General features: G+C 66.9%; 18 protein-coding genes and 1 tRNA gene. 12 read left to right on the forward strand and 7 right to left on the reverse strand.

The genetic code is table 11. From position 1 onward, the window contains the following. The first annotated feature begins 81 nt into the window (after positions 1-81). Both ACQPYE_RS05380 and ACQPYE_RS05385 read left to right on the forward strand, forming a co-directional pair. Positions 82-154, forward strand: a tRNA-Ala gene (locus tag ACQPYE_RS05380). A 497-nt stretch (positions 155-651) separates the two neighbouring features. Then, positions 652-891 carry a hypothetical protein gene (locus tag ACQPYE_RS05385; protein ID WP_498719605.1) on the forward strand — a complete coding sequence of 80 codons (240 nt, stop codon included), beginning with the start codon at positions 652-654 and terminating at the stop codon, positions 889-891. A 19-nt stretch (positions 892-910) separates the two neighbouring features. Here ACQPYE_RS05385 and ACQPYE_RS05390 read toward each other — a convergent pair whose 3' ends face one another. Continuing rightward, positions 911-1,156 (reverse strand): hypothetical protein, encoded by a 246-nt coding sequence (locus ACQPYE_RS05390; protein ID WP_498719607.1) that lies wholly within the window; start codon positions 1,154-1,156, stop codon positions 911-913. A gap of 224 nt (positions 1,157-1,380) precedes the next feature. Between ACQPYE_RS05390 and ACQPYE_RS05395 the strand changes: the two genes are divergently transcribed. From ACQPYE_RS05395 to ACQPYE_RS05420, 6 genes are all read left to right on the forward strand, one after another. Beyond that, complete coding sequence (locus ACQPYE_RS05395; protein ID WP_498719608.1) at positions 1,381-2,946, forward strand: helix-turn-helix domain-containing protein; 1,566 nt, start codon at positions 1,381-1,383, stop codon at positions 2,944-2,946. A gap of 278 nt (positions 2,947-3,224) precedes the next feature. Continuing rightward, entirely contained in the window at positions 3,225-5,006 is a 1,782-nt protein-coding gene (locus ACQPYE_RS05400) for a GmrSD restriction endonuclease domain-containing protein (RefSeq protein WP_316037338.1), read from the forward strand. 783 nt (positions 5,007-5,789) lie between these two features. Then, complete coding sequence (locus ACQPYE_RS05405; RefSeq protein ID WP_498719610.1) at positions 5,790-6,047, forward strand: hypothetical protein; 258 nt, start codon at positions 5,790-5,792, stop codon at positions 6,045-6,047. 1 nt (position 6,048) lies between these two features. Next, the gene (locus ACQPYE_RS05410) at positions 6,049-6,867 is read left to right on the forward strand and encodes an SPASM domain-containing protein (RefSeq protein ID WP_498719612.1); all 819 of its coding nucleotides are present in this window, start codon (positions 6,049-6,051) and stop codon (positions 6,865-6,867) included. 109 nt (positions 6,868-6,976) lie between these two features. Next, entirely contained in the window at positions 6,977-7,630 is a 654-nt protein-coding gene (locus ACQPYE_RS05415; RefSeq protein ID WP_498719614.1) for an AAA family ATPase, read from the forward strand. 56 nt (positions 7,631-7,686) lie between these two features. Continuing rightward, positions 7,687-8,472, forward strand: a complete 786-nt coding sequence (locus ACQPYE_RS05420) for an aminoglycoside phosphotransferase (protein ID WP_498722842.1) — start codon at positions 7,687-7,689, stop codon at positions 8,470-8,472. Positions 8,473-8,936: 464 nt separating this feature from the next. Here ACQPYE_RS05420 and ACQPYE_RS05425 read toward each other — a convergent pair whose 3' ends face one another. Together ACQPYE_RS05425 and ACQPYE_RS05430 are read right to left on the reverse strand one after the other, a co-directional pair. Then, entirely contained in the window at positions 8,937-10,121 is a 1,185-nt protein-coding gene (locus ACQPYE_RS05425; protein ID WP_498719616.1) for a tyrosine-type recombinase/integrase, read from the reverse strand. A gap of 105 nt (positions 10,122-10,226) precedes the next feature. Further along, positions 10,227-10,541, reverse strand: a complete 315-nt coding sequence (locus ACQPYE_RS05430) for a helix-turn-helix domain-containing protein (protein WP_498719618.1) — start codon at positions 10,539-10,541, stop codon at positions 10,227-10,229. Positions 10,542-10,788: 247 nt separating this feature from the next. Between ACQPYE_RS05430 and ACQPYE_RS05435 the strand changes: the two genes are divergently transcribed. Further along, positions 10,789-11,229 (forward strand): NUDIX hydrolase, encoded by a 441-nt coding sequence (locus ACQPYE_RS05435; RefSeq protein ID WP_498719620.1) that lies wholly within the window; start codon positions 10,789-10,791, stop codon positions 11,227-11,229. A 54-nt stretch (positions 11,230-11,283) separates the two neighbouring features. Here the strand turns inward: ACQPYE_RS05435 and ACQPYE_RS05440 are convergent, their stop codons facing one another. From ACQPYE_RS05440 to ACQPYE_RS05450, 3 genes are all read right to left on the reverse strand, one after another. After that, the gene (locus ACQPYE_RS05440; RefSeq protein WP_498719622.1) at positions 11,284-12,567 is read right to left on the reverse strand and encodes an NsdA family TPR-like regulatory protein; all 1,284 of its coding nucleotides are present in this window, start codon (positions 12,565-12,567) and stop codon (positions 11,284-11,286) included. 234 nt (positions 12,568-12,801) lie between these two features. Continuing rightward, positions 12,802-13,967 (reverse strand): IS3 family transposase gene (locus ACQPYE_RS05445; RefSeq protein ID WP_498719624.1). Its coding sequence is split into 2 segments (ribosomal slippage): positions 12,802-13,680 and positions 13,683-13,967, totalling 1,164 coding nucleotides; the frame shifts between segments, so codons are not numbered across the junction. Positions 13,968-14,012: 45 nt separating this feature from the next. After that, positions 14,013-14,318 (reverse strand): hypothetical protein, encoded by a 306-nt coding sequence (locus ACQPYE_RS05450; RefSeq protein WP_498719627.1) that lies wholly within the window; start codon positions 14,316-14,318, stop codon positions 14,013-14,015. A gap of 91 nt (positions 14,319-14,409) precedes the next feature. On the opposite strand from ACQPYE_RS05450, the gene ACQPYE_RS05455 reads away from it, so the two are divergent. The 3 genes from ACQPYE_RS05455 to ACQPYE_RS05465 all read left to right on the forward strand — a co-directional run bounded on the left by ACQPYE_RS05455 (position 14,410) and on the right by ACQPYE_RS05465 (position 16,507). Then, a complete protein-coding gene (locus tag ACQPYE_RS05455; RefSeq protein WP_498719629.1) occupies positions 14,410-15,264 on the forward strand; it encodes a helix-turn-helix domain-containing protein in 855 nt (284 codons plus the stop codon). After that, a complete protein-coding gene (locus ACQPYE_RS05460) occupies positions 15,264-15,551 on the forward strand; it encodes an HC3 family zinc finger protein (protein WP_498719631.1) in 288 nt (95 codons plus the stop codon). Before ACQPYE_RS05455 ends, ACQPYE_RS05460 begins: the two co-directional genes overlap by 1 nt. A gap of 365 nt (positions 15,552-15,916) precedes the next feature. Beyond that, positions 15,917-16,507: a DinB family protein gene (locus tag ACQPYE_RS05465; RefSeq protein WP_498719632.1), complete on the forward strand. Its 591-nt coding sequence runs from the start codon at positions 15,917-15,919 to the stop codon at positions 16,505-16,507. 190 nt (positions 16,508-16,697) lie between these two features. On the opposite strand, the gene ACQPYE_RS05470 is transcribed toward ACQPYE_RS05465, so the two are convergent. Beyond that, entirely contained in the window at positions 16,698-17,747 is a 1,050-nt protein-coding gene (locus tag ACQPYE_RS05470; protein WP_498719634.1) for a replication-relaxation family protein, read from the reverse strand. Positions 17,748-18,363 lie beyond the last annotated feature (616 nt).

Genomic DNA, 18,363 nt, shown 5'->3' on the forward strand with positions numbered 1-18,363 from the left:
ATTTCGTCCTTGCGGGTGCCGTGTTGTACGGTATTGCCACACGAGAACGGCGGCCCCAACCGCCGGGAAACGTGCAGGCAAGGGGCTGTGGCGCAGCTGGTAGCGCATCACACTGGCAGTGTGAGGGTCAGGGGTTCGAGTCCCCTCAGCTCCACAATCGAATACAGCATACGAATCGCCCGCTGACCTGCGGTAATGCAGGCGGCGGGCGATCTTGCTTTCGTGTCCACTGTGGACTGCGGTGGCCGGTGTGGAGCAAATCTGGAGCAGACGGTCGCTCCGGGCGAAATGTTGTCAGCGTTCTGCTCCAGGTCTCGGTGACCCGCTGGGTGATTCTGCTCAATGACTTTTCGGCTGCCGTAGCGGTTTGCCGATGCCCGGCTCCGGTGTGCTGACCCCAGAACGGTCCTGAACGGCCGTCAGCGGGCAGGTGGGCCGCCTTGTCGCTACGCCGGTCCGATCTTCTTGGTGTGCACCACGGTCGGGTGCGGTTGTGGGTTGGCCGGCATGTTTGTTGTGACACCGTCGGTGGCGATGTCACCGTCCATGGGTGGCGCGCTCGTCGGCGCGGTTGCCGCCGCCGAAGCGGTAGGTACGGAAGGAACCGGATGACCGCCACCACCGACACCGGGCCGGACGAGCTGCAACCGCATGGTCGACCACATCGCCGAAGCCGGACACCTGCGCCCGGACGCCGTCGAGCACGCGCCGCGCACCGTGCCCCGCCACCTGTTCATGCCCGCTGCCACTGTTGAGGACGCCTACGCCAACAGGTCCATCACCATCAAGCCCGGTGAGGCCGGTGGCAGGCCCGCGACCTGTATCTCCGTGCCACCGTCGTGGCGACGATGCTCGACCAGCTCAACACTCGTCCCGGCGACCGCGTCCTGAAGATCGGTGCCGGCACCGGCTACACGCCGCCATCGAAGCCGGCCTGTGCAACCCCGCGTTCAAGTACAGCAGCCCCGCCCTGGTCGAAGGCGACTCCCTGGCCTGCCTCACCCTGCGCGGCCCCCGAGCCCAAGCCACCGAACGCCGCTTCGAACTCGGCGCTACCGGCCACGGTCCACTCGGTACGGACCTGGCCGAACGCCGGTGCGCCGGAATCCGTGCTTGGAACCATGACCGCACCGCGCAACCCGTCATCACTGCCCATCCCGCAGGCATCCTCGACGCTGGTCTGGCTGACGGCAGGTCATCGACAAGCGGTTCGTCCGCTTGGTGATCTCCGCATCGCTGGGCATGGTTCGCCGGGGCAGGCGAGCCGTCGGTGGATGAATGCGTTCGCCGTGTGATCACCGAAGTTGACTGATCACGCTTTCCGCGTCAGAGCTACACTGCGTGCGCCAGTGGTGTCGCTCGCGCAATCTGGGAGTTCGCATGAGAATTCTTCACGGCGATGACGAGGAGAGGCGGTCGGCGACAACTCCGGTCGAACCGGCGGCGAACGTGGCCGACAATTCCGCGAAGGCGGATGGCAGTGCTCTAGGCGCGGCGGCCACGAGGCTGGCGGATGAAATCCGTAAACGCCGCAACCAGGCCGGCATGAGCCAGCCACAACTGGCCCGATTGATCGGGTACACCCGCCAGTACGTGTCCCATGCCGAACGCCCTCAAGCCAACCTCCCCTCCCTGGAACTCGTTCGAGCGCTGGACAAGATGCTGAAGGCGGACGGAGTCCTGCTGGAAATACGGGAGGCCGCACGACGGGAGCGGCACGGGCGGCGTGAACAGCTCCACCGGACACGTTCGACGATGTCGGACACATCCCTGGGCGCTGCTCCCGACGATGCGCCTCCGTCTCAGCACGTACGAGCGAGCCAGGAAGAATGGTTGCACGTCCGCAACGCTCCAGGTGTCAGGGGACGAGAGTTGACGGAACTGGCGGCTTGGTTGTACCCCGCGTCCGACCGCGCGACCGGTGGCCACGTGCTCGCCGACTCGCAATGGCTTCTGGAAGAACCCGTCGAGTTGGACTCCGTCAAGCTGCGCTGGGATCACGATGCCACGCCTTACATGCTCCCCAGGACCGCCTCCACCGACGGCCTACTTCCCCTGCGCGACAACGACAATCGCTACACGGATTACAGCCGAGCCGTACGTGACCTGGTCCGCCCTCGGCTGCTGGAGAACCGTCTCAGCTACCGACTGACCGGCCTGCACGGCGAGGCGGATGGAACTCTGACACTGAGGTTCGGGCGCACCACGTTCTTTGAAGTCTTCAACGTCAAGCAGATGGTCGCGCACGAGTTCAAGAAAGCCTGGCTCCTGTCGGGAAGGCAGATTCCCGGGTTCGAAAGGCTTCCGTTGCGTGCAGCCATCGGGAACCCGTTCGACCCCGCACGACTGCTCATGTCGCCGGGAATCAACACCTTGACGATACGACGTGGCAGCCTTGGTGAGGGTGCGAGCTTCGTCCTGCACGAACGCGACGGCAGCAAGGTGGCCGACGGCGGCGGGTTGTGTCATGTGATGCCCGCCGGGGAGTTCCAGCCGTCATCCACTGCGCTGGCGGATGTGACGAACGACTTCTCCCTCTGGCGCAACATCATGCGCGAGTTCTCCGAGGAATTCCTGGGGAATCCCGAACACGACGGCTGCAACCCGAACTCGATCGACTACGAGAACGATGAGCCCTTCGCGCGCTTCGAGCTCGCCCGCGACCGGGGAACACTTCGCATGTGGTATTACGGACTGGTCGTGGAACCGCTCGAACTCGGTGTCCTGCAACTCACCGTGGCGGTCCTGGACGCACCCGAGTTCGACAGGCTGTTCGCCAACATGGTGTCCACCAACGACGAGGGAAGCGTGATCGGCAAGGGCGGCACCAAGCGCATCCCGTTCACCGAAGAGGCCATCAACCGCCTCGAACCACGCCTGACGGCCAGCGCGTTGACCCTCCTGCGCCTGGCGTGGCGAGACCGGGCCGCCCTCCTCCGGTACTAGCGTTCGGGCCTCCATCGAACCGACCTGCCCGGAAGTCATGGACGACTCACCTGAAACTCGCTGAGGTCACCTCACTGCAGCGCATCCACTTGTGATCGTACGTCCGGGGTGCGATCGACGCGGCTCGTCGAGGCACGGTGCCGGTCCTTGTGCATGGAGTGGAACCTGCTCGCGCAGCATGTGACGGAATCTCGTGCAGTCGATGCGACGTTCGGAGAAACCTTTCCGTCCGACTGTGCGATACAGCCCTCGACAGCACAGCGAACGGGGTGATCCACGTGGGCGTCGAGGCCTTCGGCATCGAGAAGGAGTTCCTGAAGGACCTGCTCACCCAGGTGGACAGGAGCGAAGCGCAGCTCCCCGAGTTCCAGCGCGGCTGGGTGTGGCCCGATCGCAACATCGCCAGCCTGATCGCCTCGATCTCACTGGGCTACCCGGCGGGCACTGTGATGATGTTGAAGCAGGGCGGTGACGTCCGCTTCAAGACCAGGTCGGTCGAGGGAGCACCCCGTGCCAGCGCCGTGCCCGACCGGTTGATCCTGGACGGCCAGCAGCGGTTGACCTCGCTCTACCAGTCGCTGTTCCGCGACGCCCCGGTGGAGACCCACGACGTCCGCGGCAACACCACGCGCGGCTGGTTCTACATCGACATGGAGAAGGCCCTGCTCGGCGACGGGGATCGTGAGGAGGCCGTGGTCTTCGTCCCCGAGACCAAGGTCCGCGTGGACTTCCGGGGGCAGGCGCTGCTGGACCTGTCCACGCCTGAGCTGGAGTACGCGAACCGCATGTTCCCGTGCACGGCCGTGTTCAACTCGATGCAGTGGATGATGGGGTTTTTCCAGTACTCGCCCGAGCGGCAGTCCGAGAACCTGGCGCTGTGGGGCAAGTTCCACGAGGCCGTGGTCAAGCGGTTCGAGCAGTACCAGCTGCCGGTGATCGAGCTGGGTAAGAGCACGCCTCGCCAGGCGGTGTGCCAGGTCTTCGAGAAGGTCAACACCGGCGGGGTCACCCTGACCGTCTTCGAGCTGCTGACCGCCACCTTCGCCGCCGACGACTTCGACCTGCGCCAGGACTGGGCCGACCGCAAGGCGCAGTGGGCCGGCAGTCAGTACCGGATCCTCTCCGAGGTCGCCAACACCGACTTCCTCCAGGCGGTGACGCTGCTGGCCACGCACGAGCGCCACCAGGCCGCCATGGAAGCCGGTCGGGACGAGGTCGCCGCCCCGCGCATCGGCTGTCGGCGCGCCGACATGCTCAACCTCACCTTGCCGGAATACCGCAAGTGGGCGCCCGCCGTGACCGATGGGCTCAAGTCGGCGGCGCAGTTCCTGCACTCGCAGCACATCTTCGACACCCGGTTCCTGCCGTACGGCAGCCAGCTCATCCCGATGTCCGCGATCTTCGCCCTGCTCGGCGGCAAGGCTGGGACCGTCGGGGCACGGGAGAAGATCTCCCGCTGGTACTGGTCCGGTGTGTTCGGCGAGCTCTATGGCGGCACCACCGAGACCCGCTTCGCGCGCGACGTGCCCGAGGTCGTGGCCTGGGTGACCGGCCAGGGCGGTGAACCGCGCACCGTGCAGGAGGCCCAGTTCTTCTCCAGCCGCCTGCACTCCCTGCGCACCCGCGGCTCCGCCGCCTACAAGGGCCTCTACGCACTGCTGCTCCAAGTGGGGCCTGTGGACTGGGCAACGGGCTCGGACATGTCCGACGAGAACTACTTCGACAACGCGGTCGACATCCACCACGTGTTCCCCAAGGCGTGGTGCGAGAAGCAGGGCATCAGCCCCGCCGAGTACAACTCCATCCTCAACAAGACACCGCTGACCGCCCGCACCAACCGCCTCATCGGTGGCCGGGCTCCTTCCGTGTACCTGCGCGGACTGGCCAAGATCGCGGACACCACACCGGAACAGGTCGACCGGAACGTGCAGTCACACCTGATCTCGGCCGCCGACCTGCGCAACGACGACTTCGACGCCGCGATGAGGGCCCGACAGGGCGCCCTGCTCGACCTCGTGGGCAAAGCCATGGGCAAGGATGCGCAGATCGACACCGAGTAGCCGACCGGCCAGGAGGGTCTGACCTGGCGGTACCCGTGCACCGATCCCGACTGCGGCACAGCGGATGAATGCGTTGACCTTGTATGGCGGGATGTTCGTGGTGGCGGACTTCTCCGACAACTCGTTAGTGAATCCGCCACGCCGGCCGATCTCCCGGGAGGACGGAGTGGTCTCGGCATCATGGAGGGCTGTCGACCCGCCCCAGGGAGCTCGCTGTGATCGCGTCCTCGGTGATGACCGACCATCCCTCCTGGCAGTCGGCAGGCGCAACCGCCTATCGCGCCGTTCGTTCCGGAAGCTCCACCTGAGTGTTGGCCTCCACACTCACTGAGACCGGTGCAAACCGGACGGAGGCACACCCGGTACAGGGCGACGAGGGCGCTCCCGTGCTCGACGTCGTCGACCGGTCGGGCTGACCGGCGCCGATGAGGTGGCGGATTTGCTGCGCGCTGCCGGCACGGTGGGACGTTGGCGCAACCCGGACCTGTGGGATGCCCTGGCGACCTCGATCGTCCGGCAGGTGGTCCGAGCAGGTCAGGCGCGCACGCAAGCTCTACCGAGCCTTCTGCCAGGCGCACGCCGAGGAAGTCCTCACACCCCACGGGCCGGCGTGACTGTTCCCGGCACCGGAAGCCGTCCTCGCGCTTCCGGACGACGGGTTCACTCTCCTCGGGATGGCCTTCAAGTGCCGTCCGCTGAAAGCTGCAGCCGAGGCGGTGCTGGACTTCGGCGCGAAGTGGGTCGAACTCGACCTGGTCGTCCTGCGGGACGAGGTGCAAGGGCATGCCCCGCATCGGTCCGTGGACTGCGGGCGCGACCGTCGCCGACATCACCAACGACTATTCGCTGTACCCGTACGCCGACTTGGCGGTGCGTACCTGGGCGGACCACCTCTCGACCGGGCGAACCTGGCCCGAAGCCGAACCGGAGTTCGCCCGCCTCCGGGCACGGTTGGCGGGCAAGGACCTGTCCGCCTGGACGCTGCTCACACCCGCATGGGGAGTACGTCATGCCAACACCTCGGGAGCCGTCGCCATCTGACGTGTCCGCAGCACTGGTCACCGGCACAGACCGACTCCTGCCCCATGACCAGAAGTCGCTGGCCCGGTTCTTCCCGCAGGGACCGGACCTCACCGGCTTGGTGCTGCGGTCGATCCGGTTCGAACGCCGTGGTCCGGGCTGCACGCTGCGGGTCGACCTGCCGGTGGCGTCGGACGTGCCGGGTTACGGCCGGGTGCAGGCGCACCTGGGGTTCCTGGCGGTCGACGACGTCCGGCTGTCCGGCGGCGCGGTGCTGCCCGCCACGGTCTCGGTCGAGTTCGAGGAACGGCCGAGAGCGAGGCTGGCCGTGTCGGTGACCGGCGAGTCGCTGCGCCTGACGCTGACGTGCGCCGAGCAGTTCCGCTTCGGCAAGGTCAGCGTGCACGACCTCGGCGACGGACAACGCGTCGAGCAGGCACGTGTTGAGCTTGCCGCGCTGGGGTTCGACGGCGAGGTGCGCGTCGACCGCTTGCGAGGGGTCGGACGCGGAGCGCGTGCCATGGCCTCCGACTCGTCTGCGCTGTGCGGGCAGTGCGGTGACGGGAAGGTCGCGGTTGCCGCGGACGGCTCGGTGTGGCCGTGTGTGTTCTCGCGTTGGCTGCCGGTGGGTAACGTGCGGCTTGCTCCGCTTGTCGAGATCCTGAACGGACCAACCATGCTGGCGACGACGACTGCGTTGGCCGAGCGGTTCGCGCAACGACCGGTGTCGCCGTGTGTGCCGAACATGTGCGACCCGCAGTGCGGGCCGAGTTGTGGCCCGGCGTGCAACCCTGCGGGCAACTGCACGCCCAAGGGGAAATGCGTCCCGACCGAGTACTGATCAAGGACGGCCCATGCTTGCCCGCCGCGCGTACATCCCTGACGACCTACTGCCCTCCGGTCTTCCGGATTCGCGACCGTGGCCGCTCACCGTGCCGTGCGTAGCGCAGATGGCCGAGGAAGGCATGGTCTTCGAGCGGCCGATCACCTTCCTGGTCGGGGAGAACGGTTCGGGGAAGTCGACCCTGGTCGAGGCGTTCGCCGAGGCGTGGGGGCTGGACGCGCGCGGCGGGCGAGCGGGTCGCAAGTACGTCAACGACCGGCCGAAAACGGTGCTGGGCGACCTGCTCCGCTGGGAGACCACGGCCGCGGGCGCCCGGCAGAAGAGCGGGCCGCGGACCAAGCGCCGGGGGTACTTCCTGCGGGCCGAGACGGCGTTCGGGTTCATGGAAGCCGTCAGCGGAATGCGCGGCTATTGGGAAGAGGACACCAGCGAGATGAGCCACGGCGAGGGCTTCCTCACCGTGCTGGCGAACATGTTCCGTGAACCCGGCTTCTACCTCATGGACGAGCCCGAGGCGGCGCTGTCGTTCACGTCCTGCCTACGGCTGGTCAACCTCCTGTACGACCTCGGTGAATCGGGGGCGCAGGTGATCTGCGCGACGCACTCGCCGGTCCTGGCCGCCACGCCGGGCGCCGACATCATCGAAGTGGGCGAGCACGGGTTCCGGCGGACGAAGTGGGAAGACCTCGCACTGGTCGACCACTGGCGCCGGTACATGAACAACCCGGCCGCCTACCTGCGGTACGTCACCGAACAGTGAAAGGGGGCGAGGTGCCGGTCGACACCAGCGAAGCCGACGCGCGGTTCCGGCAGTGGATGCGCGGCAACCTCGACCGCGCTGCCGAACACTTCGGCGTGATCGTGACCGGGGACCCGCTGCTCGGCTGGCACGACCGGTCGATCAGCACTCCCGTCCGCAAGGGTGACGCCGAGTACTGGCTGCGCGTCGTGTCCGAGGACAAGCAGTGGATCGCTGGCGACTTCTGGACGGGCAACCTCGACGCGAACGTCCTCGCCGACCTCGCCAAACCGCGCGTCCTGGACGTGGCTGAGTGGGAGGAATGGCGACAGCAACGCGCCGAACTCATGACCCGCATGCCTGGCCGACCTTGCTCACCCACCGACGCACTGCGCACCGAGGTCGAACTGCCCGACGAGTGGTGGGCCGAGCTGCGCCGCACCATCGACACCGTCGCGGCGACACCGACCACGCGCGTCAACAGCAGCCAGGACAAGATCACCGACCGGATCGTGCAACGCTTCGGCGACATCATTGACCCCACCGTGCCCGAATGGGAGACCGTCCACGGCGATGTCCACTGGGCGAACCTGCTGCGTCCACGGTTCGGCCTGCTCGACTGGGAATGGTGGGGACGCGGACCCGCCGGCACCGACGCGGCGACCCTGCTGTGCTACAGCCTCCTGACGCCCACGATTGCGCAGCGAGTACACGACGTCTACGCCGACATCCTCGACACGGACGCGGGCCGGTTCGCGCAGCTCTACACCATCGCCCGGCTGTCGCGTCGCATCGGCGACGGAGAGTTCCCCGACCTCGCCGAACCGCTCGAAAGACACGCGCGAACGTTGCTCGGTCACTGAGAACCCCTTTCACGCTGCTGGTCTTCTCGCGAAGGCGGTCGGCGGAGAAGACCTTCCCGTCGAGGACCACATGGCCCAGTCCCTCGGCGCGTCGCAGGGGGTCGTGCGGATCCGGGCCTGGTCGGCGAACACGGTGACGGCCTCGTCGTGGTAGCGGTGGGCAGTGGCCCTGCTGATGCCGAATCCGGAGCCCGCTACGGGCCAGGTCCTCCTGGCTTGGGGAACCACACTGGCTACGAACAACGCCTGATTTCAGCAGGTCAGCGCCCGGCGCCCGCAGCAGGTGCCACGTGCCCCGCGTTCGGTGGCCGGCAACCGCGACACGTACATCGCGGTCGGGTGCGGCTGCGGGTGGCCAGGATGTCGATCAGGACGTCGTCGAGGGTGGCTTCGGAGTGCATGGTGACCGGCTCGTCGGCGTGGTTGTCGCCGTTGTAGTGATGGATGAAGAGACCACGCATCGGCTACGCCATCCTGCGCCAGGAGCTGTCACCGACATCGACGACGGCCTTGTCCCAGCGGTCCTGCAGGCACTGGAGCAGGCGGCTGGTGACTTCGGGGGCGACGTGGGAGTAGGTGCGTTGGACGGGGTCTTTGAGGATGTGGCCGAGTCGGAGTGACTGGGCGATCTCGGGGATGGTGTCGGCGATCATCCAGGTCTTGTGGCTGTGGCGCAGCCCGTGGAACGTCAGGCCGGGCTTGACCGGCTGGAGGCGCAGGACGGCGCGGGGCTGGTTGAGGTTGCCGTCGGCGGCGGGGCGCAGGGCGCGTTTGCTGAAGTTGCTGCGGCGCTGGAGTGCGCCTTCGGGGGTGGTGAAGACGTGTGGGTGGACGTGGTGGTCGAGGTGTGCCCGCAGGAGTCGGACGAGTGAGGGGGTGAGGGCGATGGTGCGGGCGGAGGCGTCGGTCTTGGGTGGGCCGAGCCAGAGCTTGCCGCCGGCGGATTCGTGCAGGGCGCCGTTCTGTGGGTCGATGACGAGGAAGCCGGTGTCGTCGTCGAAGAGGTGCAGGTTGTGGCGTTGCAGGCCGGTCAGCTCGCCCCAGCGCGCGCCGGTCCAGCCCGCGGTGATGACGAGTACGGCTCCGACGGGTCCGTAGAAGGCGGCGACCTGGTCGGCGATGCGCAGCACCTCGGCGGGCTCGGCCCAGACCTTCTCGGGGATGCGGGCGGCGTGGTTGCGGCGTCCGCGTCGTCGGGGCCGGATGGGGTTGGCGACGATGAGCTTGTCCTCGGCGGCGTCGGTGAGGATCTGGGAGAGCAGCTTGACGAATCCGGCGACGGTCACCGGTGACAGGCGTCCGGCGCGCAGCTGCTTGGCCCATGCCTGAACCTTGAGGTTGGTGATGTCGGCCAGGGCGGTGTCGCCCCAATGGGGCGTGATGTGGTTGCGCACGATGCTGCGGTAGTTGTCCTCGGTGCGGGTGTCGACGTCGAGGGCGTCCCACCAGTCGGTGAGCCACTCCTCCAGGGTCGTGCGTCCGCCGGTGGGGTCGAGCCAGGTGCCGCGACGTTGGTCGGATTCGAGGTCGTTGGCGTGGTCCTGGGCGGCTTTCTCGCTCCTGAAACCGGGAATGGACCCGATGGTGGCGTCGTCGCGGCGGAACCGGACGCGCCAGTGGTTGCTTCCCGACTGCTCCACCCAGGCCATGTGTGCTGCTCCTTCGTTCGGTGGTGGTGTGGTGGTCACGGTGTGACAGGAGGATGAACGCTCCTGTGGCCGAGTAATGCAAGCGTTGCGGCACAAGAACTTTCGTCAGTTCCGAAAGGACTTGGTGCGCCTGGTCGGTGGTCGGGTGGAGCGTGCGGGCCGGGCGCCTGTCCGGGCGATCGAGGCGAGGTCGTCGGAGGAGAAGCGCAGGTGCCTGCCGAGGAAGGTGCACGGAATCTCCCGGCGTCCTGCCTTGCGGCGAAGCCACGACTCGCGGACAGCCAGCAGGGCCGCCGCTTCAGCGGGGGTGTGCAGCAGGCGGTGGGTGTCGGCGTCTGGTTGAGGCACGGGGGCCCTCCGGAGGTGGTCGAGGGTGCGATGACACCCCTTAACTCCGAAATAAGGACCGTTGGGGGACACGCGCCGACAAGATCTTTTCGCCGACTTCCGTCCAACCAGTCACGTCGACCGGTCCGTGAGACGGGTACCAACCGCTTACCGAACTGGTACCGCGCCTCGTAACAGCTGCTCAGCGCCCTCTGTCTGGGCCTGGATCAGCAACATGAACGACACGGACCACACAATCGGCGACCGCGTGCGTGCGGAGAGTCACACGCCTCGTAAGCTGCATCGGGTTCCAGGCCGCGTGAGCAACCGACGAGGATCCATGGCTGACCGACACCTGATCGACGTGCACGTCCTCCTCGTCCGCGACGACGACGTCCTGCTCACCCGCCGTCGCGACACCAACCCGCTCTTCGACGGCCTGTGGCACCTGCCCTCAGGCAAGCTCGACGCGGGCGAGTCCGTTCTCGATGCCGCTGTCCGCGAGGCGGAGGAGGAGGTCGGCGTCCACGTCGACCCCGCGGACCTGCGCCTGGTGCACACCCTGCACGTCAACGGATCCGGCCCCGAACCCCGCCTCGGCCTCTTCTTCGAGACCCGCCGCTGGGTCGGGACGCCGACCAACCGGAAACCCGACAAGTGCTCCGCGGTCCGCTGGTTCCCCCTCGACGCCCTGCCCGACCGGCTCATCGACTACCCGGCCGCCGGCATCCACGCCTACCGCACCGCCAGCACCTTCAGTACCCGAGGCTGGGCTCGGTAACCAGTGAGGCTTTACGGACCGGGTGGATGAATCGATTCCTTTAGCTGAATCGGCCTACCGACCTATCAGAGTGTCGTGGATGTGGTCGTCCAGTTCGACGATGAAGGCTTCAGCGCGCCATGGGCGTAGGTGGCTGCGTGCACGACGAATGCGCTGTGCTGGGACTCGACCTCCGGTTTTGGCGGTGATGTCCACTGCCTCGTGAAGGTAGGCAACGCAGGCTGTCACGTCACCGATACCCAGGCGGGCCAGGGCGAGGTCGGTGGCACCGATGCCTCGCTGCACCGCATCGCGTGGGCCGGTGAGGCTGGTCAGGGAGCGGGTGAGCAGATCGTCGGCGTGGCGAGGTTGGCCGCTGTATAGGGCGCACAGACCCTCGAAGCCGCTGACGCGGTCGGCGTTGAAGGCGGCGAAGGGGTCGTCTGTCGAGAGTTGCTCCACGGTTTTCCAGGCCCGGTCGAGGGCTGCCGCCGCGGCTGTGGCGTTGCCTGCGCGGGCTTGGACTTCGGCGTGGACAGCGTGGGCGCGTGCCCGGATGGCGTGACTGGAACCGCGGTGGGCATCGTGGGTGGCGGCGCGGGCCAAGGCGAGGGCGGCAGCGAGGTCGTTGGTGGCGTGCAAGGTCACCATGGTGTGGCTGGTGCGCACGGCCGCCAAGTGGCTGTGGTCGGGGAGGCGCGTGGCGGTGGCCTCGGCGTCTTGGTAGAGCGCCACCGCGGTCTCGTCGTCACGCGTTTCGAAGGCTAGGCGGGCGCCCAGTGCGTAGGCGTCGACGGCTGTGGTCAGTAGGTCGACTGTGAGACCGGGGTGCGCGAGCAGCTTGCGACAGGTGTTGAGGACTGGCGCGAGTTGGAGTTGTAGCCGGACGAATGGGGTGGAGCCGACCTGTCGGTTGAGGATGGTGACGGTGGTAGCCAGATGGTCGGCCAAGTCTCCGATAGGGCGTGCCGGAGTGCGTGGGCGTGCTTTCCCGGCGTGGGCGATGGAGTCGACGAGTCGGTCAATGCGTTGGGGCGAGGTGCCGAAGAGGCGGAGCGCATCCAACAGGATGGCGAAGTCGGAACCGGTGCCGAGTGCCCAGGTTCCCGCTGAGGTCTTCGCGTAGATCCTCGCGAGAAGGTGCTGATAGCGATCGCCGGGCTTGGTGCGGTCGGTCGGGCTCTCCCAGCGGGCGACGGTACGTTGGATGCTGGCGACGGGGAGATTGCCCGGGGATGCCATGCCCAGGTCGCGGGCGGTGTCGCGCAGGGCTCGGGCCAGGTCAGCCCAGGACCAGCCGCGTGATTCGCGCAGTCTGCGCAGTGTGGCCGCTCCGAGTTCACCTTCCGCGGTGGTCATAGGGGCATTACAGCATTGATCACGCGTTAGACGGGTACCACCAAGCGGGGTTTTCCCTGATCGGATGCATAGTTGAGCGTGTACCAGGTGCCGGAGGTCTGGCTGGTGCCTCGGGGGAATCCGATGACGAACTCACTCCGGTCAACCATGTAGCGGTTGCGGGCATGGTAAGCCGAGGTGTCGAGTGCGGGTGCGGTCAGTTGGGTCTGCTGCACGAGTAGGTGACAGTGGTAGTCACGCAGCCTGACTGGCTGGCGTGGTCATCATTGCTTCGTACTCGATGGGGGTCAACCGGCCGAGGCCGGTTTGGCGTCGGCGACGGTGGTAGGTGCGTTCGATCCAGGTCACGATCGCGATCCGGAGTTCCTCGCGGGTGCGCCAGGTGCGCCGGTCGAGAATGTTGTTCTGCAGCAACGCGAAGAAGCTCTCCATGGCCGCGTTGTCTCCGGCGGCGCCGACCCGGCCCATTGACCCGGTCAGGCCGTGACGGGCGAGCGCGCGGACGAATTTCCTTGATCGAAATTGCGATCCGCGGTCGGTGTGGACCACGCAGCCGGCGACGTCACCGCGGCGGGCGATGGCGTTGGTGAGCGCGGTGACGGCGAGGCGGGACTTCATCCGGGAGTCGATGGAGTAGCCGACGATCCGGTTGGAGCAGACGTCCTTGACCGCGCACAGGTACAGCTTTCCCTCTGCGGTTCGGTGTTCGGTGATGTCGGCCAGCCAGAGCCGGTTCGGCGCGGTGGCGGTGAAGTCACGGCGGACCAGGTCGTCGTGGACCGGCGGGCCGGTCTTCTTGCCGTTGCGGCCGCGTTTCTTGCCGAATGCGCTCCACCAGCCCTGCGACGAGCAGATCCGCCACGCGGTCCGGTCCGCCATCGGCCGCCCTGCCCGCCGGGCTTCGTCGGCCAGGAACCGGTAACCGAACTCCGGATCGTCGCGATGAGCGTTGAACAACGCGTTCGCCCGATACGCCCGCTCGAGTTCCGAGTCGGTGACCGGCCGAGCACGCCACCGGTAGTACGGCTGTCGAGCGATGTCGAGTACCCGGCACGTCACCGCGACCGGAACACCGTCCGCGGCGAGCTCGCTCACGAGCGGGTAGAGCCTTTTCCCGGCAGGTTCGCCTGCGACAGATACGCCGCCGCCCGGCGCAGGACCTCGTTCTCCTGCTCCAGCAGCTTGATCCGCTTGCGAGCCTCGCGCAGCTCGGCCGAGTCGTTCCTGCTCACACCGGGCTTGGCGCCTTCCTCGACCTCGGCCTGGCGCAGCCACTTGAACAATGTCATCGGGTGAACCCCGAAGTCCTTCGCGATCTGCTCGACCGTCACGCCGGGCTCGCGGTCACGAGCGACCCGCACGACATCGTCGCGGAACTCCTGGGGGTAGGGCTTGGGCACAGCAACATCCTCCCAGGCCAGCCTCACGGCAAGCCAACTCAGATGTCACCTATCGGTGCAGCAGACCCGTTCGATGACTTTGGTCAGTCTGTTGCGCGCGTGCCACGAGACGATCGCCGAGGAAGCGGATTCCGGCTGGTTAGCGATGGTGCTCGGGACGACGATGGTCAACGGTGCCGAGGTGTTGTCCGCGAGCCAGTCGAGTGCGGCGGTGTCGATGCCTGCCGCACCGCCGATGTAGAAGTGCGCGGTGGCGAACGGTGCCAGGTAGTCGTTGAAGAGTGAGTTGAGGTCGTCGGAGTCGTTGGTGCCGACGGCTCGTGTTCCTGTGATGGTGATGTTGCGGATCATTCTTGTCCGTCTTCCTGGATGTCATCTGCCGTGCATGCGTTCCCAACGATCTCATGGCTTCGTCGAGCTGTTCCTGCGTCGAAGGGGAGCCATGGAGACTGTGATCGAGGAGAAGCGGCAGACCCGGCTGAGCACTGCTCGTAGCCGGGAATTGGGTGAGGAGTTGCGGCGGGTTCGGCATCGGGCCCGGTTGTCGTCCGCGGTCGTCGCAGAGGCGTTGGGGTGGTCGCTGGGCAAGTTGAGCAAGCTGGAGACCGGTAGCCGCGGTACGAGTCCGTGGGAGATCGGCACGCTGCTGGGACATTGCGGTGCGGACAAGCCCACTCGTGATCGGATCATGGTCGTCGCCAACGAACCCGAGACCGGCAACTTCCTGCGGTACCACGATGGGTCTCCCGACTCGCTGCTGGCGCTCAACCTGCACGAGCAGATGGCTCAGAGCATCACCGCTTACGAGCCGCTGACCGTGCCGAGCCTGGCACAGACCGAGGAGTACGCACGTGCGTTGACCGGTGACTCGGTGGTCGTCGAAGCCCGGATGGGGCGGCAGGCAACGCTGCGACGCTCGAGTGGGCCCCAAGTGGTGATCTTCGTGCACGAAGCTGCCCTTCGGGTCGTTGTCGGCGGTCCGGAGGTGATGCGGGACCAGTTGCTGCGTCTGGCGGTGATGTGCGGTTGGGAGCGCATGAGCCCGCGATTGGTGCCTATGGCCGTCGGAGTGAGCAGGGCGTTGCGCGCCTCCGGGGCCCTGCTCACCTTCGCGGCTCCGGTTAAGGCGGTGGCCTACGCGGAGACCGAGACGGCCACGGTGTTCCACGACGAGCCGGCGGCTGTCGTCGCCTATGAGGCCAAAATGCGGCGGCTGCGGCAGGTAGCGTTGGGTGTTGAGCAGTCGCAGGCGGTCTTTGCCCGGTGGGCCGATGTCTATGAGCGGCAGGTGCGCTGATGCTGCCGCGTCCGTTCCGCTGGCTTCCTCACGCAGGTTGGCGCCATGCTGTGGACATCGAACTGGTCGCATACGACCAAGCCGCCACGCTCTGCGGTGAGGAGCTGGTTATTCCGGCGGCTCGGCCGACGAAGCAGGAGTGGTGCTGGCCGACTTGTGCGGCGTGTGACGCGGCCTGGCGGGCTGCCGAGGGCATCTTGCCTTTTCCTCGGCAGGGAGGTGCTGCTTCCGATGGCAAGGTGCCTGGTCGATGGACCCATGTCAGCCCTTCGGTCGTGGGGTTGTAGGTACAGCGGAGCGATCATGGTGACGCCGCTGGGAATTCATATGGGGGATCACATTGGGGATCAGGTTGGGGATCCTGTTAGAGCGCCACCCCCTCCGATCGGCGAAGAGCCTGATCACGGGGGCTGTAGGGGGATCCGCTGGTATCCCAGACTCGCTTGCCCACAAGCCTGTGACACATCGGGGCGGGCTGGTCGTCAGCGGCCACTCGGTCTGCCCTGGACGTCTGTGCCGGTTACGGATGGCTCGGTCGATGCACCGGCTTCGTCGCCTTACCCACTGATACCGCGGTCTTCCGCACTGTTCGCGGAAGATTTGTTGCGGGCCGACGGCCGAGGGCATGGCTGATGGTGCAGGCTCGTACTCCATGATCGATGACTTTGCGAAGGAGTACCTGCACAGCGACCTGCGAGAGATCCGCGAGGCGATGCTCCGGAAGCTCGACGGGCTGTCCGAGTACGATGTCCGCCGTCCCCTGACCTCGACCGGGACCAACCTGCTCGGCCTGGTCAAACACTTGACCTTGTCGGAGGCCCGGTACTTCGGGGAGGTCTTCGGCCGACCGTTCCCCGAGCCCGTCGCCCGCTGGGACGACCCGGAGCGGCGCGGCGCCGACATGTGGGCGACCGAGCACGAGACGCGCGAGGAGATCACCGGCCGCTACCGGCGCGCCTGCGCGCACTCCGACGCGACCATCACCGCGCTCGCCGTCGACTCGTCCGGTCACGTGCCCTGGTGGCCGCGTCCCGACGTGATGCTGTTCAACGTCCTGGTCCACGTGCTCACCGAGACCAACCGGCACGCCGGTCACGCCGACATCCTGCGCGAACAGCTCGACGGCGAGGTCGAGATGGACCAGGAGGGCATGGCCCGGCGGGGGCAGGACGCGGCCTTCTGGGAGAACCAGCGCGCGCAGATCGAGAGAGCAGCCCGGGCGGCTGGCTCAGTCGAGGCTTGACCAGGCGATATCGGACAGGTGGCGTCCAGCCGTTGTGCCCGTCGAGCGAGTGGTAGGTCTCTCCGCTTCGCCGATCATGATGTTGACCTGGACGACCGGCAGGCGCTGCGCCTCTGCCGGTGGTGGCCCTACCCACCAAGCAGCTCGCCGTCGGCTCCGGCGAGCCCCCTTCATCGCCTAATCGCTCGGTTCACGCTTGTGGCGCCGTCGCTGCGGGCGGCATCGGCGAGGGCGGTGGGGTCGTCGAGTGCGGCGAGTTCGGGGCGGGAGCGGCCGCAGCATCATCGTCGACGACGGCCGGGGCCGCGACGTGAGCCCAGACGTCGGACAGCTCGGACAGCGACCGCCGATAAGTGTCGCTGGCCGGCGTGCCGAGAGGAAGCCAGACTTCGTCGGCCGGACTGGGATGCACGGCGTTGGGGTCGAGTAGCTCGGCCGCCGCGGTGGCGACCGGTACCGAGCGTGGGTCGTGCAGTTCGCGCCAAGCTTGGTGGAGCAGCTGGCGGGCGGTTGCTTCGCGGCGCGAGGTCGGCAGCCAGACGAGCAGTGGTGTGGTGATGCCGGTGGACTGTGCGAGGGCGGCGTAGCCGGTGAGTTTCCCGGCGAGCTTGGTCAGGGCCTCGGTGCCGAAGTCGTACTCGAGGAACCACTCGATCCGTCGGTCGCCGTCGTGCCAGCGGCCGTAGCCGTCGGGCTTGACCAGGTCGCCGAAGTAGCGGACGCAGCGGGCCTCCGACCACCACGCCGCCAGGCCGACCTGCTCGCCCGGTCGAGGGTGGCGGGCGCGGTCGACCAGGGCGGTGAACCACTCGTTGACGCCGACGGTGTGGGCGAGGCGCAGGCTGTGGGCGATGCCGAAGGCGCGGTCGTGCCGGTAACCCATCTTCTTGACGTCCAAGCCGTCCTCGGCCGCGAGTACGGCCGCACCGGCGGGCGCCAGGACGTAGTGCATGGGTGCGGTGCCGACACTGATGAAGGGCTGGAAGCGGTCGACGACGCTCCAGAGGTAGAGCTCGCGTAGCCGCTGGCGCCCGGAACGGAAGCTGGGGAAGGCCAGTGCGGTGATCTGGTGGGCGGTAAGGACCCGATGCTCCCACAGCATCCTGGCAATCCACTTGTCTCGCGGGGTCAGTCGCCCAGTGAGCAGGGCTTGGTGCTCGACGGTGCCAGCGGCGCGTGGGGTGGCACGGACGGGCTTGTGGCCGCGTAGCGCGTGTTGGCGGGTCGGGTTGGTGATCATGGGTGCCTTTCGGAGGGATCGAGGCGAGAGCTCTCCTTCGCACTCCTGAACTCCGAAAAAACCGCCCTGTGGGACATGTGGTTTCAGAATCGCTTCCTGCCTACCTTTATGAGCCCGGAGAACACTCAGCGGTTCGTAGCACTGCACCCGAACCGCCAGGCCCATATAGACGCCGAGCGCCTCCAGTTCAACACCGACCAGTCCGAGCCCGCCTCGCCTCAGTCGCCGTTCATGATCCTGTCCAGTGCAGCCTGGCCAGCTGTCGGGATGCCGACGCCGGTGACCGCGGTGGTGTCGTCCTTCGGCGTTACGACGAACGGGTTGTTCACCCATGTTCCAACCAGTCGAGCTGCTCCGCGTTGTCCCGCTCGACCTGCTCATACAGTTCGACAGTCACCTTCAGTGACTCAGCCATCGCGTCCAGTGCCTCCGAAGCTTGATGCCGCTACTTTGGAACGGAGTCAAAGCCTTCAGGAGTGTCTATGCATGGCTCGAGTGGACGCGAAGTAGCTGAACGAAGCAGTGGAAGGGTAAATAAGGAATAGCGATTTATGTTCGATACGATCGGATTACCTGCAGCGCTGCTGCCTGTTGTCCGGTCGGTTAACGCATATAT

Origin of the sequence: Actinosynnema sp. CA-299493 (genome assembly GCF_050946825.1) — a bacterium.
In the GTDB taxonomy this organism is placed as follows: domain Bacteria; phylum Actinomycetota; class Actinomycetes; order Mycobacteriales; family Pseudonocardiaceae; genus Actinosynnema.

Coding starts and splice junctions, on each gene's coding strand:
- ACQPYE_RS05385 (WP_498719605.1), top strand. CDS start 652: ATGGTCGACCACATCGCCGAAGCCGGACACCTGCGCCCGGACGCCGTC.
- ACQPYE_RS05390 (WP_498719607.1), bottom strand. CDS start 1,156: ATGGGCAGTGATGACGGGTTGCGCGGTGCGGTCATGGTTCCAAGCACG.
- ACQPYE_RS05395 (WP_498719608.1), top strand. CDS start 1,381: ATGAGAATTCTTCACGGCGATGACGAGGAGAGGCGGTCGGCGACAACT.
- ACQPYE_RS05405 (WP_498719610.1), top strand. CDS start 5,790: ATGCCCCGCATCGGTCCGTGGACTGCGGGCGCGACCGTCGCCGACATC.
- ACQPYE_RS05415 (WP_498719614.1), top strand. CDS start 6,977: ATGGCCGAGGAAGGCATGGTCTTCGAGCGGCCGATCACCTTCCTGGTC.
- ACQPYE_RS05420 (WP_498722842.1), top strand. CDS start 7,687: ATGCGCGGCAACCTCGACCGCGCTGCCGAACACTTCGGCGTGATCGTG.
- ACQPYE_RS05425 (WP_498719616.1), bottom strand. CDS start 10,121: ATGGCCTGGGTGGAGCAGTCGGGAAGCAACCACTGGCGCGTCCGGTTC.
- ACQPYE_RS05435 (WP_498719620.1), top strand. CDS start 10,789: ATGGCTGACCGACACCTGATCGACGTGCACGTCCTCCTCGTCCGCGAC.
- ACQPYE_RS05440 (WP_498719622.1), bottom strand. CDS start 12,567: ATGACCACCGCGGAAGGTGAACTCGGAGCGGCCACACTGCGCAGACTG.
- ACQPYE_RS05450 (WP_498719627.1), bottom strand. CDS start 14,318: ATGATCCGCAACATCACCATCACAGGAACACGAGCCGTCGGCACCAAC.
- ACQPYE_RS05455 (WP_498719629.1), top strand. CDS start 14,410: ATGGAGACTGTGATCGAGGAGAAGCGGCAGACCCGGCTGAGCACTGCT.
- ACQPYE_RS05460 (WP_498719631.1), top strand. CDS start 15,264: ATGCTGCCGCGTCCGTTCCGCTGGCTTCCTCACGCAGGTTGGCGCCAT.
- ACQPYE_RS05465 (WP_498719632.1), top strand. CDS start 15,917: ATGATCGATGACTTTGCGAAGGAGTACCTGCACAGCGACCTGCGAGAG.
- ACQPYE_RS05470 (WP_498719634.1), bottom strand. CDS start 17,747: ATGATCACCAACCCGACCCGCCAACACGCGCTACGCGGCCACAAGCCC.